Genomic DNA, 24303 nt, shown 5'->3' on the forward strand with positions numbered 1-24303 from the left:
AGACGACGATGTCCCGACCACACCTGCTGGTCGCGACCGCAGCCGCGATCGCGCTCGCACTCCCCCTCGCCACCGCGGCGCCCGCGACAGCGCACCGGCCCAGCCCCGTGCCCGTGGCGGAGCAGTTCGTCCAGCGCGCCGGGCCCCTGCTCACCCTCGCCGGCAAGCCCTACCGGTTCGCCGGGACCAACAACTACTACCTGGAGTACTCGGCGCCCGCGATGACCGACGCGGTCCTGGAGAACGCGTCCGCGTCGGGCTCCACCGTCGTGCGCGCCTGGGCCTTCCTCGACGTCCCCAGCGCCGACGACACGGGCGACAAGGGCGTCTACTTCCAGTACTGGGACGGCCAGCGCCCGGCGTACAACGACGGGCCGGACGGCTTGGAGAAGCTCGACTACGTCGTGGCGAAGGCCAAGGCGGAGGGCGTGCGGCTCATCCTGCCGCTGACGAACAACTGGTCGGACTTCGGGGGCATGGACCAGTACGTCGCGTGGGCCGGCGGCGCGCACCACTCCGACTTCTACACCGACGCGGCCATCCGGCAGTGGTTCAAGGACTGGATCAGCCACGTCCTCGAGCGCACCAACACGCTCACGGGCGTCAAGTACAAAGACGACCCGACGATCATGGCGTGGGAGCTCGCCAACGAGCCGCGCTGCGTGGGCTCGGGCAGGTTCCCGAAGGACCCGGGCTGCACCGTCGACACCCTCACCCCGTGGGTGGCCGAGATGTCCGCGCACATCAAGTCCATCGACCGCAACCACCTGGTCGGCACCGGCGACGAGGGCTTCCTCAACCTGCCGGACGGGACCGACTGGACCGACAACGGCAACGAGGGCGTCGACTCGCAGGCCTGGGCGGCGCTGCCCACGATCGACTACCTCAGCTACCACCTCTACCCCGACGGCTGGGGCAAGGACACGGCCTGGGGCACGCAGTGGATCAAGGACCACTCCGCGGCCGCTCGCGCCGTCGGCAAGCCCGCGATCCTCGGGGAGTTCGGCTCCAAGGACAAGGCCACCCGCAACGCCGTCTACCGTGAATGGACGGACGCCGTGCATCGCAGCGGCGGCGCCGGGGCACTGTTCTGGCTCCTGTCGGACGTGCGCGAGGACGGCACGCTCTACCCCGACTACGACGGCTTCACGGTGTACGCGTCCTCGCCGGTGTCCCGCACGCTGAAGAACTTCGCGACGACGATGGCGAACCCGCTGCGCTTCACCTTCCCGCCCGTGGCCGACGACGACGCGGCGCAGACCGACTTCGACACGCCGGCCAGCCTCAGCCTCACCGCGAACGACATCGCCTACCAGGTCAAGGTCGTGCCCAGCACGCTCGACCTCGACCTCGCGACGAAGGGCACGCAGCGTGAGCTCACAACCCCGCAAGGCTCCTTCGCCGTCTCCCGCGCCGGCGATCTGACCTTCACCCCGGCGGAGGGGTTCGCGGGCAAGGCCGTGGCGTCCTACCAGGTCAAGGACCAGATCGGGCGCTCCTCGAACACCGCCCAGGTCACCGTGACGGTGAAGCCGTCGGCGACGGCGGCCCAGACGCTCTTCGACTTCGCCGACGGCGCCCAGGGATGGACGGGGAACAGCGCCGCCACCGCCGACGGCTCGGGGCGGCTGGCCATCACCAGCGCCAACTCGTGGTTCGGGGCGCGCCTCGCCGAGCCCGCCGACCTCAGCACCCGCAGCACGCTGCGGTTCGACCTGGTCGCCACAACCGGCACGAGCCCCATCCTCGCGCTCCAGCTCGGCCCCGAGTGGACGTGGTGCCAAGCGGCGCCGTTGCCGTGGACCACGTCCCCGGCGACAGGGGCGGACGCCGTGGCCTTCGACCTCACCACCCTCGACGACGCCTGCGCCGCGCTGCTCGGCGAGGTGCGGGCCGTCAACATCTGGTTCAACACCGGCGAGCACGTGATCGACGAGGTCGGCGTCGGCTGAGCAGGCCCACACCTCCACCCGGGGGCTGACCCGCGCTCCGGCGCCGGTCAGCCCGCGGGCTGAGCCGGTCCGCAGCCATGGCGTCTAGGCTCGCCGCGTGGGTCTATGGGAGCGCGTCAACCGGTGGGAGAACTCCCACCGGTTCGCCATCGACGCCACGTTGACCGGATTCGCGATGCTCATCACCGTGCCGTTCTCCCGCGACACCGGGTCGTCCGCCGACGTCTACCTGTGGGCTGCCGCAGTGACCATCCCGCTGGCGTGGCGGCGTTCGCGTCCCGTGGCGTCGGCCGTGGCCGTCTACAGCGTCGCGCTGCTGCACCTGATGGCCGGCCACTGGCTGATCTTCCCCGGTGACGTCGCGGTGCTCGCCGCGCTCTACTCGGTGACTGTCCACGGCCCACGCTGGGCGCACCGGATGGCCATCACCGGGGCGCTCCTCGGGGCCGCGCTGTCGAGCGTTGCCCAGCCGTACAACGACCCCGTCTCGCTGGTCGGCGGGACGATCTTCACCGGCACGATCGCCCTCGCGGTCTGGGCTTTCGGACTCGTGCGACGCCAGCGCCGGATGACCATCGACGCCCTCGTCGACCGGGCGCATCGCCTCGAGGTGGAGCGAGACCAGCAGGCGCGGCTCGCCACCGCGGCGGAACGCTCCCGGATCGCCCGCGAGATGCACGACATCGTCGCCCACTCGCTCAGCGTGATCATCGCGCAGGCCGACGGGGGCCGGTACGCCGCCGAGGCCGACCCGGCCGCCGCCACGCGCTCCTTGGGCACCATCTCGGAGACGGGTCGCGCGGCCCTGGCCGACATGCGCCGGCTCCTGGGGGTGCTCCGCACCGACTCCGCCGACGCGCCCGGATCCCGGCCCCGCTCTCCCGGCCTGGTCGACACCCCCCGCACCGCACAGCAGGTCGCCGATGCCCCGACGACGTCCCCGATGCCCGCCGTGCACGACTTGGACGCCCTGGTGCACCAGGTCCGCGCGAGCGGGATGCGCGTCTCGCTGGTGCGGATGGGCACGCCCCGCACGCTGCCGCCGGGCGCTGGGCTCACGGTCTACCGGATCTGCCAGGAGTCGCTGACGAACGTGCTCAAGCACGCGGGCCCCGATCCCGCCGTGACCATCGTGGTGCAGTGGCAGCCGGCGGCGATCTCCGTCGAGGTCACCGACGACGGCCGCGGCGCCTCGGCCGAGTCCGACGGGATGGGCCAAGGGCTGCTGGGCATGAGCGAGCGGGCGGCCATGTTCGGCGGCGCGGTCGGCGTCGGCCCACGCCCGGGCGGGGGGTTCCGCGTCCGCGCCGGGCTGCCACTGCCACCGGTCGCCGAGGACGACGAGCCACCCGCCTCACCGCCGACGGCGTCGATCGGGCCCTCACACCCGGCCCGCCCCACCGAGACTGACGTCGCAGCACACACCAGGAGACACCGATGAACGGCCGGCAGCACGCATGAACACTCCGATCAGGGTCGCGCTCGTCGACGACCAGCAGCTCGTCCGCGCCGGCTTCCGCATGGTGATCGACTCCCAACCCGACCTCGAGGTGGTGCTCGAGGCGGGCGACGGCGCCCAGGCCGTCCGCGCGCTGACCCCCGGCGCGGGACCCGCCGCGCATGGGCGGGTGGACGTCGTGCTGATGGACGTGCGGATGCCCCAGATGGACGGCCTCGCGGCGACGGCCGCCATCACGGCTGCCGGCACCGAGGACGCGCCGGCGCCACGCGTCATCGTGCTCACCACGTTCGACCTCGACGAATACGTCCTCTCGGCGATCCGCGCCGGGGCCAGCGGGTTCCTGCTCAAGGACGCCCCGCCGGAGGAGATGCTCGGGGCGATCCGCACTATCCACCACGGCGACGCGGTCATCGCGCCGTCGAGCACTCGGCGCCTGCTCGAGCACCTGGTGACGGCGCTCCCCCCGGAGCGGCTCGCCAGTCAGGACGAGCCCGCGCACGCCGCGCTGGCCGACCTGACCGACCGCGAGCGCGAGGTGCTCGTGCTGATGGCACGGGGAAGGTCCAACACGGAGATCGGCGGGGACCTGTTCGTCGCCGAGGCCACCGTCAAGACCCATGTGGGCCGCATCCTGGCGAAGCTGGGCGTGCGCGACAGGGTCCAGGCGGTCGTGGCGGCCTACGAGGCGGGCCTGGTCCGTCCAGGAGGCTGACCGCCGAGGCGCGGGACGCGGCCCTGGTCGCACCGGCCAGAGCCGCTCGTCCCCCCGTGGGGGGACCCAGGTCGCGACCGCAGCCCGACGCGCCGCCCGCCCGGCCCTCCGTAGCGTCGTCCACGTCGCCTCCCACCAAACCTTGGAGCTAGTCGTGGACACGACCGTCTACCAGAACACCCCGCCCGGGCAGCAGTCCGGGCCACCCGCGATCGCCGTCCGGGCACGCGACCTCGCGAAGGTCTACGGACACGGCGGGTCGGCGGTGCACGCCCTCGCCGGCGTGGACGTGGACTTCGCCGCCGGGGCGTTCACCGCGATCATGGGGCCGTCCGGCTCGGGCAAGTCGACGCTGATGCACCTGCTCGCGGGGCTCGACTCGGCCACGTCAGGCCAGGCGTACCTCGGCGCCACCGATGTGACGACGCTCGACGACAACGCCCTGACCCGCCTGCGCCGCGACCGCGTCGGCTTCGTCTTCCAGTCGTTCAACCTGCTGCCGATGTTCACCGCCGCGCAGAACATCACCCTCCCGCTCGAGCTCGCGGGCTCACCTGTGGACCGTGACTGGTACGACACCCTGGTGCAGGCCCTCGGGCTCACGACGCGGCTCACGCACCGGCCCTCGGAGCTCTCCGGCGGCCAGCAGCAGCGCGTGGCGATCGCACGCGCGCTGATCACCAAGCCCGAGGTGATCTTCGCTGACGAGCCGACCGGCAACCTCGACTCCCGCTCGGGCGCCGAGGTGCTGAGCTTCCTGCGCCGCTCGGTCCGCGAGTTGGGCCGCACCATCATCATGGTCACGCACGACCCGACAGCCGCCGCGTACGCGGACCGCGTCGTGCTGCTAGCCGACGGGCGCATCGCCGGGGACATCGCCGACCCGACGCCGGAGTCGGTGCTCGCGGGCCTCGACGCCCTGCGCCAGCTCGACGAGCCCGTCGCGGCCACCGGCGCCACGAGCGTGGCGGGCCTCTGATGCTGCGACTGACCCGGGCCCAGATGCGGCGGAGCATCGGGCGCCTGACCGCGGGCGGCATCGCCATCGCCATCGGCACCGCCTTCGTCGCCGCCACGCTCCTCGCGGGCGGGGTGATCACCCGGACCGGCTACGACTCGCTCACGGCGTCCCTGGCGCAGGCAGACCTCGTCGCCTTCTCCGTCAGCCCCGAGACAGTCGAGGAGATCGCGGAGCTGCCGGACGTGGCCGCCACACAGCCCACGACCGTGATCGACGCCAACCTGCAGCACGGATCGATCCAGATCTGGGCGGGCGTCACCCCCCGCGCCACCGACCCCATGCTGGAGGTGCAGGACCTCGTCGAGGGCATGCTGCCCCGGGCCGCCGGGGAGATCGCGCTGCCCGGGCCGATGGCAGAGCGCCTCAAGGTGGCGATCGGCGACGAGCTCGACGTGCCCTACTCCGTGTGGTCCGAGGCCGGCGCCACCGATGGCCCGACTGCCTCCACCGCTGACTCGGCAGTGGTCACCAGTGCCGACACACCGACCGACACGCCGACTGACTCGGAGGCCTCCGAGGGCGCATGGGAGTCCTCGACGATGACCCTGCGCGTGGTGGGCCTGCTCGACGACCCGCTCGGGGCGTACACGCAGAACGGCGGCGCGGGCATCGTGACGGTCGCCGACGCTCAGACCCTCTACGGCGGGACCACCCTGGTGGACAGCTATGGCTCCGTGCTCCTCTTGCTCACCCCGGGCGCCGACGTGGCCGCTGTCCAGCAGAAGGTCGGCGAGCTCGCCGACACGGAGGTCTTCACCAAGGACGAGGCCGCGCAGTTCCTCCTGTCCCAGCTCAGCTCGGATGGGGAGATCTTCACCAAGCTGGTGCTGGGCTTCGCCGCGGTGGCCCTCATCGTCGCGGCCCTGGTCATCTCGAACACCTTCCAGGTGCTCGTCGCCCAGCGCACCCGGACCCTCGCGCTACTGCGGTGCGTCGGCGCCGGCAAGCGCCAGCTCCGCGCGTCAGTGCTGATCGAGGCGACGCTGCTCGGGGTCGTGGCCTCGGTGACGGGCATCGTGGGCGGGACGCTGCTCGCACAGGGCGCGCTCATGATCCTGCGCCGCACCGCTGTGGACGCGCCGCTGCCCGCTGCGGTGTCGATCACCCCTGCCGTGGTCCTGGCGCCGCTGCTGGTCGGCACCCTCATGACAGTCCTCGCCGCCCTGATGCCCGCACGCGCCGCGACCCGCGTGCCGCGGATCGCGGCGCTGCGCCCCGCTGACGCCCCGGTTGTCACCTCGCGCAGCAGCCGCGTGCGGGTCGTTCTCTCGGCACTGCTCACGGTCGGCGGCGTGATCGGGCTCGTCCTCGGCGTGGTGGTGGGCTCGGACGACCCGACGGTCGGGCTGCTCCTGGGCGTCGCTGGAGGCGCCGCCTCGTTCGTCGGGGTGCTCGTCGGCGCGGTCTTCTGGGTGCCGAAGGTCGTCTCGGCGACGGGCCGCCTGCTGGCGCGGACCGGGCCGAGCGCCAAGCTCGCCGCCGCGAACACGGTGCGCAACCCACGCCGCACCGCCGCCACCAGCACGGCGCTGCTCATCGGCGTGACGCTCGTGGCGATGATGAGCACCGGCGCGGCCAGCGCGCGCACAACGCTCAACACCGCGCTCGACTCCTCGTACCCGGTCGACGTGCTCATCACCGCCCCTGACCTGGCGGACGGCGAGTCAGCCGCCCTGCCACCCGCAGTCGAGCGCAGCGTCGGGCAGATCGACGGGGTCGAGACGATGGTCCCGGTGCGGTCGATCACCGCGACGGTGGGAGCGGCAGGGAGCGCCACGGCCGCCGACGGCAGCTGGGTCGGGCTCCGTGCCATCGACGCCGCCGACGCCGCGCAGGTGATGCGCTCGAGCCCGTCCGGGAGCGAGCTCAGAGACGGCGCCGTCGTGATGAACGCGAGGACGGCCATCCGCCTGGACGTCGCGGAAGGCGACGTGATACCTGTCGAGGAGGCCAATTACACCGGCGCCGACTCGTGGTCGGCCCCCGTCGCGCAGCTCGACGTGGTCGTGGCGGACATCGACGGCCCGGGCCTCCTCGTCACGACGTCCACGTTCGGCCAGATCGTGCCGGAGAAGGCCGGGGCGAACGAGCTGTGGGTCCGCCTCGGGGACGTCGGCGACGCGCCCGAGGCGTTCGCCCTCATCCAGGACGCGCTGCTCGACCACTCGGTGTCCATCCAGGGCGCCGCCGCCGAGCGCGCGCAGTTCCAGCAGGTCATCGACACGCTCCTCACCGTCGTGGTCGGGCTGCTCGGCGTGGCAGTCGTCATCGCCGTGGTGGGCGTGGCCAACACGCTGTCGCTGTCGGTGCTCGAGCGCAGGCGCGAGTCGGCGACGCTGCGGGCGATCGGGTTGTCCCGCCGCCAGCTCCGGCTCACACTCGCGATCGAGGGGCTGCTCATCGCGGGGGTCGGCGCGGTCCTCGGCACCGTGCTGGGGATGCTGTACGGCTGGGCGGGTTCGGCGACGGTCCTTGGCACGGTTGCCGATGTCACCCTGGTGGTGCCGTGGCGCGACATGGCGCTGGTGGTGCTCATCGCGCTGGTCGCAGGGCTGCTGGCGTCGGTGCTTCCGGGACGGGCGGCGGCCCGCACCTCGCCGGTGGCGGCGCTCGCCGTCGACTGACGCGCCGTCGGGGCGACCGACCGGCCTGTGGAGGGGCATCACGTCCCCAGATCCGCGGGCCGGCCGGTCGCCCCTGTACGGGAAGGCCGGAACATGTGGGCCGTGCGCCTCACCCTCCACAGCCCGGACCCGGCCGGCCATGCCGGCTGGCACGTCCTCGACGTGGTCATCGACGAGGGCGCCCGGCTCGGCGAGCTGCGCCCGCATCTGGCGCGGATCACCGGGCACGCCGGCTGGGCGGGCTCGCAGCGGCTGGCCGTGGGCCCACAGCCGGTGGACGACGCGCATCCGTGCGGGAGCCCGCCGCTCGTCGCGGGCGCCGTGCTCAGGCTCGGCCGGGGCCGGCTCGCGGCCGATGAGGCAGCGCTGCGGGCCACGCACCTCGCTGTGCTCTCGGGCCCCGACTGCGGGCAGCTCCTCGCGGTGGCGCACGCGACGATCGTCGGACGCAGGGGCTCCGACGACTGTCCCGACGCCGGGTCCGCTACCCGCGCGGATGGCGCTCCCGAGGACCCGTGGCGCCACGTCCTCGCTGATCCGATGCTGTCCGCCCGGCACGTCGAGCTCCGCCCGCACCGGCGCGGGGCGAGGGCGCGTGACCTCGGGTCCGCGAACGGGACGACGCTGCACCGGGGCCGGTGCCGGGGTCGGGGGCGCGGCTGGCCACCCGTCCGCACTCGGCGGCTCCGCGGCCGCTGGGTGGTGCTGCGCCCCGGTGACCGGATGCGCGCCGGGGCCTCCGAGTTCGAACTGCGGAACGCCGGGGGTGAGGGCGGCGGGGCCCCAGGCGCGGCCCGGCGCCGTGCGGAGGCGCCACCGGCGGGGGGCGCAGGCGGCACCGCCCGGGCATGGCTGGCTCCCACGGTGGGCTCCGTGGCGCTTGCCGCCACCACAGGCCATCGCGTGCTGCTGCTGTGCGCGCTGCTCGGACCGCTGCTCGCCGTGGGCCAGGCGATCGCTGGGCGCCGGCGTCGAGCACGGACCGCGCTGGCGACTGCCCACGGCGGCGCCGGCGACGGGTCCCCGGGCCGCGGGCAGGAGCCGCCCGAGACACCTCTCGACAATCCTGCCGACCTGGTCGCCGCGACCGTGCGCGCGGGGCACACCCGCGCGACGTCACGCATCGACGCCGAGGTGTGCGGGCCCGACGGCGCGATCGCGATCGTGCCGGCTTCCGACGGCGCGATCGCGATCGTCGGGAGCCGGCAGCAGGCCCTCGGAGCGGCCCGGGCCCTGCTGCTCGGCGCGGTCGGCGCCCACGGGGCGGGGCGCCTCACGGTCCGCGCGGACGCCGACCGGCTCGCCGACTGGTCCTGGGCCCGCTGGCTCACCGATCCGGATCCCCCGAGCACAGCGCAGAGCCCGCACCCCGGGCCGCATGTCACCGTCGTCGACGGACCGGACAGCATTGCCGAGGCGGCACGCCATCGCTCTCTGGCCGCAGCGGGCGGCCGCCTCGTCCTGCTCGTGCCCGCCGCCTCGGCGGCCCCCGCCTGGTGCCGGAACTTGCTGCACGTGCGCGCGGACGGCGCCCGCCTCAGCACCCCCTCGAGCGACAGCGCAGCACCCCTGCACGTCGTGTCGCCCCAGTGGGCCGAGCTGCAGGCGCGCCGGATCGCGGGCCTGCGCGGATCGGCCGCCGCGACGGCGTCCGCACAGCCGGCCCTCCCCAGCGGGGTGGCCCTGGGCGAGCTGCCGGGAGTGCCCGAGCCGGGCGCCGAGCACATCGCCCGCGCCTGGGCCGGAGACCGCCGATCCGGCCTCCAGGCGACGCTCGGACGGGATGCGGCAGGGCCAGTGCGCGTCGACCTCGTTCGCGACGGCCCGCATGCCCTGATCGCGGGCACCACGGGGGCGGGGAAGTCAGCGCTGCTCCGCACGCTGGTGCTCTCCCTCGCGCTCGCCCACCCACCGGAACAACTGGCGATCGCCCTGGTCGACTACAAGGGCGGCGCGAGCTTCGGCCCGTGCGCCGACCTGCCGCACGTCGTCGGGCAGGTCACCGACCTCGACGGCCACCTCGCCCTGCGCGCGCTCACCGGGCTGCGCGCCGAGCTCCGCAGACGCGAGCACGCCCTCGCGGAGGCCGGATGCGCGGACCTCGCCGAGTTGTGGGAGCGCCACGTGCCCGGCTCGGGCCCCTCGCCGCCCCCACGGCTCCTCGTGGTGATCGACGAGTTCCGCGCCCTCGCCGACGAGGCGCCCGACTTCGTCCCGGGCCTCCTGCGGCTCGCCGCCCAGGGCCGCTCGCTGGGGATGCACCTCGTGCTCGCCACCCAGCGCCCCGCCGGGGCCGTCAACGCCGACCTGCGCGCGAACATCGCGCTGCGGATCGCGCTGCGGGTCACCGACGCCGCCGAGTCGCTCGACGTCATCGACGCGCCCGACGCCGCCCACGTGCCCCCCGACCGACCCGGTCGCGCGGTGCTGCGCCGGGGCAACGGCCCGCTCGAGCACCTCCAAGTCGCCCAGACCCGAGCGCCGGGCTCGACGGCGCCCGTGCGGCTGGCGCCGCCGTGGCGGGCGCCCGCCTCGCCCACCCCACCCCCCGCCCGCCCCTTTTAAACAACTTGCGCCGCCGGCGCACCTCAGCGCGTCTGGCTGTCGCGGGCGCCGAGACAGGGACAAACACAGCAGAATCACTAGCGATGGCATGGTGTCCGCGCGCCATAGGAGAATCAAGCGAGACACTAAGGGACAGCCAAGGGACCGCCCCCTGGCTGCCCGAGCTGCCGCCCACGGTGCGGCGCTCCGACCTGCCCCCCGACCGAGGGCGGGCCCCCGACACCGTCGCGCTCGCCCTCGCCGACCTGCCCGACCAGCAACGCCGCGACGTCGTGCGCTGGAACCCCCGCCAGGGGCACCTCCTCGTGGTCGGGGAGCCCGGCTCAGGCCGCACCACGGCGCTGCGCACGGCCGCCGCCGGAGCACGGCAGCTCGGGTGGCATGTGCACGCCGTCGGGTTCGACTCTCCCCCGCTTCCCATGGACGACCTGGGGACCGTCGTGGGGGTCGACGACCCACGGCGACTCGCCCGACTACTCACCCTGCTCGCGGACCGGGTGCGGACCGCCGATGGCGCCCGCGATGGCCACAGCGCCGCCCACGAGGCCGCTGGCCCGCGCCAGCTCGTGCTCGTGGACGGGTGGGAGGCGGCCCTCGAGTCGCTCGACGCGTGGGGCCGCGGTGGCGCCGGGCGCCTGCTGCTCGACCTGCTGCGTGACGGCCTCGCCCGCGGGGTGACCGTGGCCGCTGCCTCAGGCGCCACTGCGCGGATGGCGGCTCTCGGCGGGCACTTCCACGACCGGCTCGTGCTCGGGATGGACGCGGTGGACCAGGTGCTCGCCGGCGTCCCCACCGAGCTCACCGGACTGCCGCGACGGCCGGGCCGGGCCGTGCGCCTGCGGGGCGCCGAGGCCCACGAGTGCCAGATCGCGCTTCCGGACGACCTGTCGGCGGGATCGCGGCTCGTGGACGGCCCTCCCCCGCTGCGGCTGCGCGCGATCCCCGACAAGGTCGCGCTGTCCGATCTTGTCGGGGGCGACGGCCCGGCTGCGGGCCAGAACCTCGTCCCGGTCGGCCTCGGCGGCGACGACACCGACGTCGTCTGCGTGGACGTCAGCCGGGGAGCCCTGGTCGCCGGGCCCCCGGGATCGGGTCGGACCACCGCACTGGCCGTGCTGGCCCGCGGCCTGCTCCGCGCGGGCAGGCCGGTGGCGGTGGTCGGGACGGACCCTGTGCTCATCGGCGTCCCGGGGGTGCGGTGGGCATCGGGTCCGGCGGACGTCGCGGCGCTCCTCGACGAGCTCTCCGACGCGCACCGGGGCGGCCTGGAGGGGGTCGACCTCCTGGTGGACGACCTGGACGTCCTCGACCATCTGCACCCGGTGGAGGCCGAGCGGCTCGCGCAGGCGTCGGCGGCACGGTCCACAGGCCTGCGCGTCCGGCTCATCGCCTCGGCCCGCACCGGCCGCGCCGCCACGGCCTACCGGGAGCCGATCGCCCGCCTGCGGTCGGTGCGCGCGGGGCTGGTCCTGGACCCGCTCGAACCCGGGTCCGGCGACGTGTTCGGAGTCGATCTCGCCACCGTCGTCGACCCCTCGCGCGCGCACGCCGCCGGGCGAGGAGCGCTCGTGCACGGCAGAGAGCTGACGCCGGCGCAGGTCGCCGGGCTAGCGCCCGGATGACGGCGGCGACGCCGTCTCGTCGCCGCGCCCGGTCGTCGCCGCGACCACCGAGGGCAGCATGAGGCCGACGCCGATCGCCAACGCGATCACCAGGATCGCCGCCGCCCACGCCGTGGGCTCGACGTTGAACCAGCCAGCGGCCAGGACGATGAGGAAGAGCTGCCAGGTGAGCACCGGCGAGCGCGCCCACCGACGCCCGCGCCACAGGCCGCGCGCGCTGGCCACGAGCACAGCCGCCACCCCGAGCGCGAACACGATGAGGAAGATCATCGCGCCGGCCACCAGGGAGCCGCCGGCGATCTCGACGCCGAACGCCACGCCCAGCCCGACCAGCAGCGCCGCCTCGAGGAGGACGAGCAGGCAGATCGGGGCGAGCAGTCGAGGAGCACGTCTCAGTGGCACGGGCCGACCCTACGGGAAGCGGCCGGGAGGCCGGCCGCACATCCGGCCTGCTCACGGCGCTCGCGGCGGCCTCCAGAGGCGACCGATGGCGCACACGAGTCGTCGCTTGTCACCCGCTGTCGGACACGCGGGCGTATGCGCAGGTCAGCGCGACACGCCGTCGCGGGGGCCGGTCAGTTGGACCCGATTTCGCCCCATGAGCCAAAGAGGATAGGGTGGCGAGTCCCTTCACAGGTGACGTCCAGGTGTGATGAACACCTCAGGTCGCGCGAGAAACCCGCGCGCCTATAGATCTTGTGCTGCGCGCCCGCAGGTGTGAGGCTAATTCACAGCAGTTGATCCCCCCACCCGTGCGCGTAGAACACACGAGCCGCCATGTCGCTGAGCCGTGCTGCGCGCACCAAGCCTGATGAGTCCTGAGAAGGACCTTGGCTTGCCCTGTGCAAGGAGAGATTTCATGGATTGGCGCCACCGCGCAGCGTGTCTGGACGAAGACCCGGAGCTGTTCTTCCCGATCGGCAACACCGGCCCCGCGCTGCTGCAGATCGATGAGGCGAAGGCCGTGTGCCGTCGCTGCGAGGTCGTCGACACGTGCCTCAAGTGGGCCCTCGAGTCCGGCCAGGACGCCGGCGTCTGGGGTGGCCTCTCCGAGGACGAGCGTCGCGCCCTCAAGCGGCGCACCGCGCGCCAGCGTCGCGCGAGCTGAGCAGCCCGACCAGCACGACTGCCTGACCCCGGCGCTCCGGGCCTCCCCCGGCCCGGCAGCGCACGACACGAGAGCCGCCACCAGCATCCTCCGCTGGGGCGGCTCTCGTGTGTCCGGCTGCGGACACGGCTCCGACGCCGGCGCGCCCGATCGCCCGACCAGCGCGCTGGCCGGCTCAGACCGAGCCGGCGCTCTCCCGGCTCGGGTTGCGCAGCACGGCCTCCAGGATCACCTGGGTGCCCCGACTGCCCTCGCGCGGCCCCCACTCGATGCTGCCGCGCAGCTCGTTGGCGACGAGCGTCGACACGATCTGCGTGCCCAGCCCGCTCCCGGCGCCCGCAGACTCCGGCAGGCCGCCGCCGTCGTCCGCCACCACCACGCGCAGGGCCTGGCCCTCCCGCTCGGCGGTGACCTCGACCGTCCCGCCGCCCACAGCCGAGAGCCCGTGCTCCACGGCGTTGGTGACGAGCTCGGTGAGCACCAGGGCCAACGCTGTCGCATCCTCGGCCGGCACCAGCCCGAACGTCCCGCTGACGACGGTGCGCACACTGCTGCCCGCCGACGCGACGTCCGCCGCCAGGCGCAGGCTCCGACCCACCAGGTCGTCGAAGGGCACGGACTCGTCAAGGGTCTGCGAGAGCGTCTCGTGCACGAGCGCGATCGTGGCGACCCGGCGCATCGCCTCGTCGAGCGCCTCGCGGGCCTCGGGGTTGCTCATGCGCCGCGACTGGAGCCGCAGCAGCGCCGCGACGGTCTGCAGGTTGTTCTTCACCCGGTGATGGATCTCCCGGATGGTCGCGTCCTTGGTGATGAGCTCGCGCTCACGCCGCCGCAGCTCGGAGACGTCGCGGCACAGCAGCACCGCCCCGATGCGCTGCCCACGCTCGGTGAGGGGGACGGCCCGGAGGGACAGCGCCACACCCTTGGACTCGATGTCGGTGCGCCACGGCGCGCGCCCCATCACGACCAGTGGCATCGACTCGTCCACGGGCGCCTTGTGCTCGACGAGCTCGGCGGTGACCTCTATCAACGACCTGCCGACCAGGTCCCCGAGGGCGCCGAGGCGGTGGAAGCAGCTCAGCGCGTTGGGGCTCGCGTAGAGGACCTCGCCCTCGGAGTTCAGCCGGATCAGACCGTCGCCCACGCGCGGCGCCCCTCGGCGGGGGCCGGTCGGAGCGTTCGTCGCGGGGAACTCACCGCGGCCGATCATGCCCATCAGCTCGTCGGCGGACTCCACGTAGTTGAGCTCGAGCCGGCTCGGCGTCCGGGCGCCGCCCAGGTTGGTCTGGCGCGCGACGACGGCGATGGCGCGTCCTTCGCGAACGACCGGCACGGCCTCCTCGCGCACGGCGTAGGAGCCGAACCAGCGAGGCTCGCGGGAGCGCTGCGCCCGGACCTCGGTGAGCGAGCGCTGGAGCTGCGGGCGTTGCCCGTCGGGCGCGCGCGAGCCGACGACGTCGTCGTAGTGGACTGTCGCGCCGGTGCTCGGGCGGCACTGGGCGATCGCGATGAAGTCACCGTCGTCGGTGGGCAGCCACAGGACGAGGTCGGCGAATGCGAGGTCGGAGATCACCTGCCAGTCGCCGACGAGCAGGTGCAGCCACTCGAGGTCGGCGGCGTCGAGCGAGGCGTGGCGCGTGGCGAGGTCGCTCAGGGTGGACACGGACTCCAGCGTAAGCGTCCGGAACACGCCGCCGTGCAGCCGGGGCGATAGCCTCGACCGCAGTGCCACCTTGCTGTGCGCACGTCGACACCCTGAAAGGAGCCGGTCGGTGCACCTGCGCATCAGCTTCACCCTTGCGGCGTCTCCCACCACCGTCGCCGCCATGCTGGCCGACCCCGCGTACGTCGAGGCCAAGGTGCGGGCGAGCGGGGCGATCGAGCAGCAAGTCGACGTGGTGCCCGCCGAGGACGGCGCGTTCACCGTCACGTCGAGGCGCGCACTGCCCACCGACCAGATCCCCGCCAACATGCGGGCCTTCATCGGCTCCCAGATCGACGTCCGGCAGGTCGAGGCGTGGGAGCCTCCCGGCCTGGACAACACCCGGGCGGGCACCGTGGTCGTCGAGATCTCGGGCGCTCCGGTGCGGTTGACCGGCTCGATCCGGCTGTCCGCCGAAGGCGCCGGCTCGGCGATCGTGTACGAGGGCGACCTGAAGGCCGCGATCCCCTTGTTCGCGGGCGCCGTGGAGGATGCCGCGGCCTCCGCGATCCGCTCCGCGCTGGCCGCCGAGGAGGCCGTCGCCACGGCCTGGCTGCAAGGTCACGAACCGGGTTCCCAGCCGTAACAATTCGGTAACACCAACGTCGCCGATATCGCCCTGACCTGCGGCGATGCTTGTGTGGGATCGCTACCACGCTGTTTTCGGCGCCTTCGTCCTTGACACCCGCCCAGGTCGCGGCCAGAGTTCGTGAAAGCGCGTGGGAACGCTCCCGCTACACGATGTGGAAGCGTTCTCATGTGAGGGTCCACCAAGGCCCACACGAGCCGGACGACACCGCTGCCAGCGGTTCCGGGCGGTGCGTGTCCCATGGGTACGGCGACGACGCCGACGACTGACAAGGGAGTCATTGTGCGCAAGACCACACGCAAGATGTGGGCGGCTGCGGCCGGGGTCACGGGCATCGCCCTCCTCGCCACCGCCTGCGGCAGCTCGGATGGCGGCGGCAGCGGCGAGCCCGCCGCGGACGGCGACGAGCAGATCACGCTCTCGATCGCCACGTTCAACCAGTTCGGCTACGAGGACCTCATCACGGAGTACGAGAGCCTCAACCCGAACATCAAGATCGAGCACAACAAGGTCGCCAAGTCGGACGACGCGCGCGCCAACCTCAACACGCGTCTCGCCGCGGGCTCCGGCCTGTCGGACATCGAGGCCATCGAGGTCGACTGGCTGCCCGAGCTGCTCGTCTACTCGGACAAGTTCAACGACCTCAAGTCGGACGAGGTCGAGGGCCGCTGGCTGGACTGGAAGGAAGACCAGGCGACCGACGCTGACGGCCGCCTCATCGCCTACGGCACGGACGCCGGCCCGGAGGCCATCGCCTACCGCTCCGACCTGTTCGCTGCCGCGGGCCTCCCGACGGACCGCGCCGCGGTCGCCGAGCTCTTCGGTGGCGCGGACGCCACGTGGGACAAGTACTTCGAGGTCGGCGACCAGTACTACGCCGCCACGCAGAAGCCGTTCTTCGACTCCGCCGGCGCCATCTACCAGGGCATGATCAACCAGGTCGAGGCCGCGTACGAGGACCCCGAGACGCTGGAGATCGTCGCTGCCGACAGCAAGGAGGTCAAGGACATCTACACCCAGGTCCTGACCGCCTCGGCAACCCAGTCCGCCCACTACGAGCAGTGGAGCGACGACTGGGTATCTTCCTTCCAGAACGACGGCTTCGCCACGATGCTCGCCCCGGGCTGGATGCTCGGTGTCATCGAGGGCAACGCGGCCGGCGTCACCGGCTGGGACATCGCTGACGTCTTCCCCGGCGGCGGCGGCAACTGGGGCGGGTCCTTCCTGACCGTCCCGACCCAGACGGAGCACCCGGAGGAGGCCCAGGCCCTCGCCGCGTGGCTCACCGCCCCGGAGCAGCAGATCAAGGCGTTCAAGGCTCAGGGCACGTTCCCGAGCCAGAAGGAGGCCCTGACGAGCCCGGACCTCACCTCGGCCGTCAACGAGTTCTTCAACGGCGCCCCCACCGGTGAGATCCTCGCCAACCGCGCCGCCGCCATCGAGGTCGCGCCCTTCAAGGGCCCGAACTACTTCGCGGTGAACGACGCGATGGGCAGCGCGATCCTGCGTGTCGACGTGCAGAAGACCGACGACATCGAGACCTCGTGGACGAAGTTCCTCGAGGCAGTGAGCGCACTGGGCTGACGCTCTAGGCGCCGGGGCGCCGGCCTCATCGGCCGGCGCCCCGGCACCACCCTGTAACCGCCCTGCTCAGCGCCCCTCGAAGGATTCTGATGGTCACCTCCACGACGCCGAAGCTCGACCGCAGGCCGAAGCGGTCCGCGGATCGCGAGCCGCGCCGGATCGGCTTCGGCCAGCGGCTCGGCCGGTGGGACGTCAAGGTCTCGCCGTACCTCTACATCTCTCCCTTCTTCATCCTCTTCGCGATCGTGGGCCTGTTCCCGCTGCTGTACACCGCGTATGTGTCGATGCACAAATGGCATCTCATCGGTGGCCAAGGCGAGTTCGTCGGGCTGGAGAACTTCGCCTACGTCCTCCAGCAGCCGTTCTTCTGGAAGGCGCTGCGCAACACCTTCAGCATCTTCCTGCTGTCCTCGGTGCCGCAGGTCTTCATCGCGATCACGATCGCCGCGGTGCTGGACGCGAACCTCCGGGCCAAGACCTTCTGGCGCATGGGCGTGCTGCTGCCGTTCGTCGTGGCGCCCGTCGCCGTCTCCCTGATCTTCGGCAAGCTCTTCGCCGACGATTCCGGGATGATCAACGCGATCCTCGGTGGCGTCGGCATCGAGCCGATCCGCTGGCACGCTGACGTCCTCGCGAGCCACGTCGCCATCTCCTCGATGGTGAACTTCCGCTGGATCGGCTACAACACCCTGATCTTCCTCGCTGCGATGCAGGCCGTGCCGCGCGAGCTCTACGAGGCCGCGATCCTCGACGGCGCCGGCCGACTGCGCCAGTTCTTCTCGGTCACGGTGCCCCTGCTGCGCCCGACCATCATCTTCGTGGTGGTGACCTCGACCATCGGCGGACTGCAGATCTTCGACGAGCCGCGCCTGTTCGACCAGACCGGCCAGGGCGGCGGCGACCGTCAGTGGATGACGGTGACGATGTACCTCTACGAGGTCGGATGGGGCTCGCAGAAGAGCTTCGGGCGCGCTGCGGCCATCGCCTGGATCCTCTTCGTCATCATTCTGATCATCGGGCTGATCAACTTCTCCATCACCCGTCGCATCGCGTCCGACTCGGCGCCCAAGTCCGGAAGGAAGCAGAAGCGATGAGCGCGCCTTCGATCCCCGTCATCCAGCAGACAGCAGGACGCGGCGCCGCCCGCGCCGCTGCCAACCGCCGCGGCGTCTCCAAGGGCGCGGGCTCGGACCGTCGTCCCGGGTGGGTCACCTACGCGGTCCTCACGCTGGTCATCCTGATCTCGGCGTACCCGCTGTACTTCGCGTTCCTGCTGGCGACCTCGGACGCCGTGACGATCGCGCAGAACCCGATCCCGTCGCTGATCCCCGACAGCAACCTGTTCGCCAACTTCGAGCGCGTCCTCAGTTCGGACATCAAGTTCTGGAAGTCGCTCGGGAACTCGGTCATCGTCTCCTCGGTGACCGCGATCTCCGTGGTCATCTTCTCGACGCTGGCCGGCTACTCGTTCGCGAAGCTGCGCTTCAAGGGCCGCGGGCCTCTGCTCGTCTTCGTCGTGGCCACCACGGCCGTGCCGACGCAGCTCGGCATCGTGCCCCTGTTCATCGTCATGTCGAAGCTCGGGTGGACGGGCAACCTGATCGCGGTCATCGTGCCTGGGATGGTCACCGCATTCGGCGTGTTCTGGATGACGCAGTATCTTGAGGGAGCGCTTCCGTACGAGTTGATCGAGGCTGCCCGTGTGGATGGCGCGTCGATGATCCGCACGTTCTGGCACATCGCGCTTCCGGCAGCCCGACCGGCCGCCGCGATGCTCGGCCTGTTCACCTTCGTGGGGGCATGGACGAACTTCTTCTGGCCGTTCATCGTGCTGGGATCGGCGAACCCGACCCTGCCGGTGGCCGTCCAGTTGCTCCAGGGCAACTACTTCAACGACATGTCGCTTGTCATGGCGGGCGTCACCCTCTCGGTGATCCCGCTGGTCATCGTGTTCGTCTTCGCAGGACGACAGCTCGTCGCCGGCATCATGCAGGGCGCCGTCAAGGGCTGAGAGACTTGCCGCGCGGCGGCGGCGGTGGATCGCCACCGCCGCCGCCGCGCGGGGTCTGCCTGTGCTACACCACGCTGCTCCGGGCAGCTTCAGGAGGGGACGACCAATGTCGGTCGACAATGCCACGCATCGAGCGGACGCCGCGCGGCCGGCCGCGCCGACGCTCGAGCAGGTGGCCGAGCGTGCGGGCGTGTCGCGATCGACCGCGTCGCGCGCGATCAACGGTGGCCTGCGGGTCTCCCCCGAGGCGCTGGCCTCCGTCGAGGCCGCAGTGGCCGATCTCGGGTACACCCCGAACCGCGCCGCCCGCTCGCTGGTCACCCGCCGCACCGACTCGATCGCCCTGGTGGTCCCCGAGCCCGACGAGCGCGTCTTGTCCGACCCGTTCTTCGCGGGCACCCTCAACGGCTTGAGCAGCGCGCTCGCCGAGTCCGACCTGCAGCTCGTGCTGGTCATCGCCCGCCCAGGCGACAGCGCCCGCACCGTCCGCTACCTGCGCAACGGCCACGTCGACGGCGCCATCGTCGTCTCGCACCACCGCGACGACGCGTTGGACCAGGCCCTGCGGCAATCGCACCTCCCCAACGTCTTCGTCGGGCGGCCCCTGTCCAAGGGCGACACGCAGTATGTCGACGCCGACAACGTGGCCGGCGGGCGCATGGCGACCCAGCACCTCATCGACCTGGGGCGGCGCCGTATCGGCACCATCGCCGGACCCCTCGACATGTCAGCGGGCATCGACCGGCTCGCCGGCTGGCGGCAGGCCATCCGTGCCGCCGGGCTGTCCGAGGCCGCCATCGTGCACGGCGACTTCACGATCGCCTCGGGCGCCGCCAGCACCCGCCGCCTGCTCGAGCAACACCCCGACGTCGACGCGATCTTCGTCGCCTCCGACCTGATGGCCGCGGGCGCGCTGGGCGTGCTCGCCGAGCTCGGCCGCGACGTGCCGGGTGACATCGCCGTCGTCGGATACGACAACCTCGGAGTCGCGACCTCCACGAACCCCCCGCTGACCACGGTGATCCAGCCGGTCGTCGCGATGGCCCGTGCGGCGGGCGCGCGGCTGCTCGACCAGCTCAGCGGCGTCTACGCGGATGCGCCGATGATCTTCCCGTCGGAGCTCGTGATCCGCGCCTCTGCGTGAGCCGCCGTCGCATCGCCTCTGGCAGTCGCACAATGACACGGTCCTCGACATTCGTGCTCGTCGGCCTCGGCGGCGCTGTCGGCGGGCTGCTGCGCTGGACGGCGACAGTCGTGCTCGACGAGCCCGCCGACACGTTCCCGTGGACGACGTTCGGGGTCAACGTCCTCGGGTCATTCGCCCTCGGGCTCCTGGTCGTCGGGTTCGTGGGCCGTCGCGGCGCCCCTGCCTGGGTGCGCCCCGCCCTCGGCACGGGCCTGCTCGGCGGGTTCACCACCTTCTCGGCCTACGCGCACGCGGTCGACGTGCTCGCCACCGGCGGGCGGCTGGGCGTCGCGGCCGCGTACCTGGTGGGCTCGGTCATCGCGGGAGTGGCCGCAGCGGGGGCTGGCGTCGCGCTCGGGTCACGACTGCCAGCGGTGACGCTCCCCGCGCTGCCTGACAGCCAGCAGCCCACCGGGGAGCGGGGGTGAACGGCTGGGTGGCCGTCGGCGTCGCCGTCGGCGCGGGCCTGGGCGCGCAGCTGAGGTTCGCGACAGAGATGCTGCATGCGCGGGCCCGGGAGCGGCGCGGACTCGGACGGCCGACGTTCCCGTGGGCGACGCTGACCGTGAATGTGATCGGGTCGATGGTGCTCGGCGCCGCAGCGGCGGGGGCAGCGCGCGGTGCGATCAGCGCGCCGTGGCTCACCGTGCTGGGCGCCGGGCTGGCGGGCGGGCTCACGACCTTCTCGACGTTCGCGCTCGACGTGGTGGAGCTGGTCCGCACCCACCGGATGGCGCGCGCGATCGGCGACGTGGCGCTGCACCTGACCCTGGGCCTGGGCGCGGCCGCGCTCACGTTCCACGCGCTGCTCTGAGATCAGCCCCGTGAGCCCTACCGCTCCGCGCGGCGGGCCTCGACGTGGCCGAAGCGGTGGCGGGTGCGGCTGATCGCCTGTGCGCGCAGCACCGTGAGGAGCTCGCGGCGACCGCTCGCGAGCACGGGGCCGTCGAGCACCGTGACCGCGCCGGTCCGCGCGCTGGCGGCGCCCCGCAGTCCTTCGACCTTGCCCACGACCCGGATCCGGCCTTCCACGGCTCCCTCCCGGACACGGACCGCGAAGGCGGCGTCGTCCTCGACTGTCGACCGGCTGATGGTGACCGGTGTGCCGACCAGGCGGGCGGCAGCCAGCACGCGCTCCACCTCGACGTCACGGGCTCCTGCCCCCACCCGGACGGTGAGATGCGGGACGGGCCGGTAGCGCAGCACGTTGGACTCGGCGCGCAGCCCACTCGCGTCCTGCTCGACCCCGAGCTCCTGCGACCAGCAGCGCGCGTCGTCGGCCAGCGCCCAGGCGAGCCAGTCGGCGTCCTCGCGGGGCACATCGGCGGAGTCCGCCCAGGCGCCGAGCTCGGCGACGTAGTCCGGGCCGCCCGCCTTGGCCCCGGGCCCGACGACCGACGCCTTCCACCCGCCGAACGGCTGCCGCTGGACGATCGCCCCGGTGATGTGCCGGTTCACGTAGGCGTTGCCCACCTCGACACGCTCGAGCCACCTGTCGATCTCGTCCTCGTCGAGCGAGTGCAGGCCGCCGGTGAGGCCGAACGCGACGGCGTTCTGCAGCTCGATGGCCTCGTCCAGGGTGTCGACCCGCATGACCCCGAGGACGGGGCCGAAGCACTCGGTGAGGTGGAACGCGGACCCGGGCGCCACGCCGACCTTGATGCCCGGGGTCCACAGTCGCCCGTCGTCGTCGAGGCGCCGGGGCCGGACCGCCCACGTCTCGCCGGGGTCCAGGGTCGTCAGGGCGTGGAGCAGCTTGCCCGAGGCGGGCTCGGTCAGCGGGCCCATCGTGGTGGCGAGGTCCTCTGCCGGCCCGACGCGCAGCGATGTGACGGCGTCCACGAGCTGGCGGCGCAGGCGCTCGGAGCGGCCGGCCGATCCCACCAGGATGAGCAGCGACGCGGCGGAGCACTTCTGCCCGGCGTGGCCGAACGCGGACCGGACCACATCGGCGACGGCCAGGTCCAGGTCTGCGGACGGGGTGACGATCAGCGAGTTCTTCCCGGAGGTCTCGGCGAGGACGTCCAGGTCGGCGCGCCAGGAGGCGAACAGCCGGGCCGTCTCGATGGACCCGGTGAGCAGCACGCGGCGGACGGCGGGGTGGGTCACGAGCCGCTGTCCGGCGTCGCCTTCGGGGGCGAGCAGCACCTGCAGCAGCGCGCGCGGGGCCCCGAGCTCGTCCATGGCCCGGTGCACGGCGCCCATCGCCACCTGGACGCACCGTGGGGTGGGCGGCGCGGGCTTGACGATCACGGGTGATCCGGCGGCGAGCGCCGCGAGCACCGATCCGACGGGGATCGCGACGGGGAAGTTCCACGGCGGGGTGACGACGGTCAGGCCCTCGGGCCGGAACTGGGCGCCCGGCACTCCCCCGTCGGCGAGCCGCTCGGCCTGGTCGGCGTAGTAGCGGGCGAAGTCGACGGCCTCGCTGACCTCGGGGGCGGCCTCCGCGACGGTCTTCCCGGCCTCCTCCACCATGGTCGCGACCAGGTCGGCCCGGGCCTGCTCGAGGTGGACGGCGGCGCGGCGCAGCACCTGGGCCCGCTCGCGTGGCGAGGCTCCGGCCCACGCGGCCGCGACGGCCGACGCCCGCTCGACGGCCTCGTCGACGGCCTCGGTGGTGGGGGCGACGATGCCCTCGGGGACGGCGACCTCGCGGGTCAGCAGGTCGCGGGCCCAGGCGCGGTGCTCGGCGACGGCGGGGTCCGTGTCGGGGACGTTCACGAACGGCTCACCCGCGACCGCCTCGACCGGCTCGCCGCGGGGTGTGCGCTGCGGCGGGCTGGCGGGCTCCTGCGCGTCCCGCACCGACGCGAGGAACGCCTCGCGTTGCGCGCCGAGCCCATGGCCGCCGTCGGGGGGGAACAGCGCGTGCAGGTAGTTCTGCGGCGCGGCGTTCTCCTCGAGGCGGCGCACCAGGTAGGAGATCGCCACGTCGAAGTCGCTCCGGGCCACCACGGGCGTGTACAGCAGCACCGTGCCGACGTCGTCCCGCACGGCGCGCGCCTGGGCGGGCGCCATGCCTTGCAGCATCTCGATGTCGAGCGCCTCGTCGACCCCACGGGCCTGCGCGAGCAGGTGCGCCAGGGCGACATGGAAGAGGTTGTGGCTCGCGGCGCCGATGCGCACCAGCGCGGTCCGCTCGGGGCGCAGCGCCTGATCGAGCAGGCGCACGTACTGCGCGTCGACCTCGGCCTTGGAGCGGAACGGCGCCTGCTCCCAGCCGTGCAGCTCGGCCTCCACCTGCTCCATCGCGAGGTTGGCGCCCTTGACCAGCCGCACCTTGATGCGGGCGCCACCGGCTGCCTCGCGGCGGGCCGCGATCTCGGTGAGCTCGTCGAGCGCCGCCACCGCGTCGGGCAGGGAGGCCTGGAGCACGATGCCCGCCTCGACGTGCAGCAGCTCCGGGTCCAACACGAGCTCCTCGAAGACCCGGATGGTGAGCGCGAGGTCGCGGTACTCCTCCATGTCCAGGTTGACGAAGACCCCGTGGCGCGCGGCGGCCAGGTACAGCGGGCGCAAGCGGGCCACGAGCCGGTCGCGGCTGCCGTCGGCGTCCCAGGTGGAGAGCTGGCTCGCCACGGCGGACGCCTTGATGGAGACGTAGTCCACATCCGCGCGCTCGACCAGCGCGGACACCCGCTCCAGCCGTGACGCGGCCTCCTGCTCGCCGAGCACCGCCTCGCCCAGCAGGTTGAGGTTGAGGCGGAAGCCCTCGGCGCGCGCGCGGGCCAGGTGGCCGGTGAGGCCTGGCCCGGCGTCTGCCACCAGGTGGCCGACGATCTGCCGCAGCCGCACCCGCGCGGCCGGCACCACGATCCAGGGCAGCACCGTGGCGAGCCGCGCGCCGCATGCCAGCAGCGTCCGGTCGACCGGTCCCAGGAATCCCGCGGCGGCGGACTGCGCCTGCGCGAGGCCGGCGAGCTCGCGCGCGGCGACGTGCACGTCCTCCGGCCGGGCCACGCGGTCCACGAACCGGACCGCCAGGTCCAGGCCCACGGGATCGGAGACGAGTGCGGCCAGACGGGCAGTGGTCCTCCGCTCGCGCGGTGTCTCACCTGCGGCGGTCGCGGCGACCCAGCGGTCGGCGAGCGCGAGGGCTTCGTCGACGAGGGCGGCGGGGCTCGTGTGCATCTGTCCATCGTCCGGCTCACTGGGCCTCGGC

The 24303-nt window shown here is 72.9% G+C and carries 18 protein-coding genes; 15 read left to right on the top strand and 3 right to left on the bottom strand.

Annotated elements, in window-relative coordinates; translation table 11 throughout:
• Positions 1-8 precede the first annotated feature (8 nt).
• The 7 genes from BN3788_RS04865 (at position 9) to BN3788_RS19215 (ending at position 11958) form a co-directional block, all read left to right on the top strand.
• Positions 9-1952 carry a cellulase family glycosylhydrolase gene (locus BN3788_RS04865; RefSeq protein WP_066582683.1) on the top strand — a complete coding sequence of 648 codons (1944 nt, stop codon included), beginning with the start codon at positions 9-11 and terminating at the stop codon, positions 1950-1952.
• A 97-nt stretch (positions 1953-2049) separates the two neighbouring features.
• A complete protein-coding gene (locus BN3788_RS04870) occupies positions 2050-3393 on the top strand; it encodes a sensor histidine kinase (RefSeq protein ID WP_108723781.1) in 1344 nt (447 codons plus the stop codon).
• 16 nt (positions 3394-3409) lie between these two features.
• Positions 3410-4126, top strand: a complete 717-nt coding sequence (locus tag BN3788_RS04875; protein WP_066582684.1) for a response regulator — start codon at positions 3410-3412, stop codon at positions 4124-4126.
• 154 nt (positions 4127-4280) lie between these two features.
• Positions 4281-5105: an ABC transporter ATP-binding protein gene (locus BN3788_RS04880; protein ID WP_066582685.1), complete on the top strand. Its 825-nt coding sequence runs from the start codon at positions 4281-4283 to the stop codon at positions 5103-5105.
• Positions 5105-7771, top strand: coding sequence for an ABC transporter permease (locus BN3788_RS04885; RefSeq protein WP_066582686.1), 2667 nt, complete (start codon positions 5105-5107; stop codon positions 7769-7771). Before BN3788_RS04880 ends, BN3788_RS04885 begins: the two co-directional genes overlap by 1 nt.
• A 102-nt stretch (positions 7772-7873) precedes the next feature.
• Positions 7874-10336, top strand: a complete 2463-nt coding sequence (locus tag BN3788_RS04890) for an FtsK/SpoIIIE domain-containing protein (protein WP_199824735.1) — start codon at positions 7874-7876, stop codon at positions 10334-10336.
• 176 nt (positions 10337-10512) lie between these two features.
• Entirely contained in the window at positions 10513-11958 is a 1446-nt protein-coding gene (locus BN3788_RS19215; protein ID WP_066582688.1) for a hypothetical protein, read from the top strand.
• Here the strand turns inward: BN3788_RS19215 and BN3788_RS04900 are convergent.
• A complete protein-coding gene (locus BN3788_RS04900; protein WP_066582689.1) occupies positions 11944-12360 on the bottom strand; it encodes a hypothetical protein in 417 nt (138 codons plus the stop codon). The two genes, BN3788_RS19215 and BN3788_RS04900, sit on opposite strands and share 15 nt — an antisense overlap.
• A gap of 457 nt (positions 12361-12817) precedes the next feature.
• Here BN3788_RS04900 and BN3788_RS04905 point away from each other — a divergent pair, with 457 nt between their 5' ends.
• Positions 12818-13066, top strand: a complete 249-nt coding sequence (locus BN3788_RS04905; RefSeq protein ID WP_066582690.1) for a WhiB family transcriptional regulator — start codon at positions 12818-12820, stop codon at positions 13064-13066.
• Between the two features lie 175 nt (positions 13067-13241).
• On the opposite strand, the gene BN3788_RS04910 is transcribed toward BN3788_RS04905, so the two are convergent.
• Positions 13242-14729, bottom strand: a complete 1488-nt coding sequence (locus tag BN3788_RS04910; protein ID WP_082812576.1) for a sensor histidine kinase — start codon at positions 14727-14729, stop codon at positions 13242-13244.
• Between the two features lie 109 nt (positions 14730-14838).
• Between BN3788_RS04910 and BN3788_RS04915 the strand changes: the two genes are divergently transcribed.
• The 7 genes from BN3788_RS04915 (at position 14839) to BN3788_RS04945 (ending at position 20952) form a co-directional block, all read left to right on the top strand.
• Positions 14839-15354: a DUF2505 domain-containing protein gene (locus tag BN3788_RS04915; protein WP_234346483.1), complete on the top strand. Its 516-nt coding sequence runs from the start codon at positions 14839-14841 to the stop codon at positions 15352-15354.
• 243 nt (positions 15355-15597) lie between these two features.
• Complete coding sequence (locus BN3788_RS04920; protein WP_082812577.1) at positions 15598-16941, top strand: ABC transporter substrate-binding protein; 1344 nt, start codon at positions 15598-15600, stop codon at positions 16939-16941.
• An 89-nt stretch (positions 16942-17030) separates the two neighbouring features.
• Entirely contained in the window at positions 17031-18035 is a 1005-nt protein-coding gene (locus BN3788_RS04925; protein ID WP_066582691.1) for a carbohydrate ABC transporter permease, read from the top strand.
• Positions 18032-18952, top strand: a complete 921-nt coding sequence (locus BN3788_RS04930) for a carbohydrate ABC transporter permease (protein ID WP_066582692.1) — start codon at positions 18032-18034, stop codon at positions 18950-18952. Before BN3788_RS04925 ends, BN3788_RS04930 begins: the two co-directional genes overlap by 4 nt.
• Before the next feature lie 106 nt (positions 18953-19058).
• A complete protein-coding gene (locus BN3788_RS04935) occupies positions 19059-20096 on the top strand; it encodes a LacI family DNA-binding transcriptional regulator (protein WP_066582693.1) in 1038 nt (345 codons plus the stop codon).
• Positions 20097-20128: 32 nt separating this feature from the next.
• Entirely contained in the window at positions 20129-20566 is a 438-nt protein-coding gene (locus tag BN3788_RS04940; protein WP_082812578.1) for a fluoride efflux transporter FluC, read from the top strand.
• Positions 20563-20952, top strand: coding sequence for a fluoride efflux transporter FluC (locus BN3788_RS04945; protein WP_066582695.1), 390 nt, complete (start codon positions 20563-20565; stop codon positions 20950-20952). The genes BN3788_RS04940 and BN3788_RS04945 overlap by 4 nt, the downstream gene beginning before the upstream one ends.
• A 17-nt stretch (positions 20953-20969) precedes the next feature.
• On the opposite strand, the gene BN3788_RS04950 is transcribed toward BN3788_RS04945, so the two are convergent.
• Positions 20970-24272, bottom strand: coding sequence for a bifunctional proline dehydrogenase/L-glutamate gamma-semialdehyde dehydrogenase (locus tag BN3788_RS04950; protein ID WP_066582696.1), 3303 nt, complete (start codon positions 24270-24272; stop codon positions 20970-20972).
• Between the last annotated feature and the right edge of the window lie 31 nt (positions 24273-24303).

The organism is Cellulomonas timonensis, assembly GCF_900046455.1.
Classification (GTDB): domain Bacteria; phylum Actinomycetota; class Actinomycetes; order Actinomycetales; family Cellulomonadaceae; genus Cellulomonas_A; species Cellulomonas_A timonensis.

What these genes read in the sequence shown, in the direction of transcription:
- BN3788_RS04865 (WP_066582683.1), top strand. Translation starts at nt 9, where the DNA reads ATGTCCCGACCACACCTGCTGGTCGCGACCGCAGCCGCGATCGCGCTC.
- BN3788_RS04875 (WP_066582684.1), top strand. Translation starts at nt 3,410, where the DNA reads ATGAACACTCCGATCAGGGTCGCGCTCGTCGACGACCAGCAGCTCGTC.
- BN3788_RS04885 (WP_066582686.1), top strand. Translation starts at nt 5,105, where the DNA reads ATGCTGCGACTGACCCGGGCCCAGATGCGGCGGAGCATCGGGCGCCTG.
- BN3788_RS04905 (WP_066582690.1), top strand. Translation starts at nt 12,818, where the DNA reads ATGGATTGGCGCCACCGCGCAGCGTGTCTGGACGAAGACCCGGAGCTG.
- BN3788_RS04920 (WP_082812577.1), top strand. Translation starts at nt 15,598, where the DNA reads ATGGGTACGGCGACGACGCCGACGACTGACAAGGGAGTCATTGTGCGC.
- BN3788_RS04925 (WP_066582691.1), top strand. Translation starts at nt 17,031, where the DNA reads ATGGTCACCTCCACGACGCCGAAGCTCGACCGCAGGCCGAAGCGGTCC.
- BN3788_RS04930 (WP_066582692.1), top strand. Translation starts at nt 18,032, where the DNA reads ATGAGCGCGCCTTCGATCCCCGTCATCCAGCAGACAGCAGGACGCGGC.
- BN3788_RS04935 (WP_066582693.1), top strand. Translation starts at nt 19,059, where the DNA reads ATGTCGGTCGACAATGCCACGCATCGAGCGGACGCCGCGCGGCCGGCC.
- BN3788_RS04940 (WP_082812578.1), top strand. Translation starts at nt 20,129, where the DNA reads ATGACACGGTCCTCGACATTCGTGCTCGTCGGCCTCGGCGGCGCTGTC.
- BN3788_RS04950 (WP_066582696.1), bottom strand. Translation starts at nt 24,272, where the DNA reads ATGCACACGAGCCCCGCCGCCCTCGTCGACGAAGCCCTCGCGCTCGCC.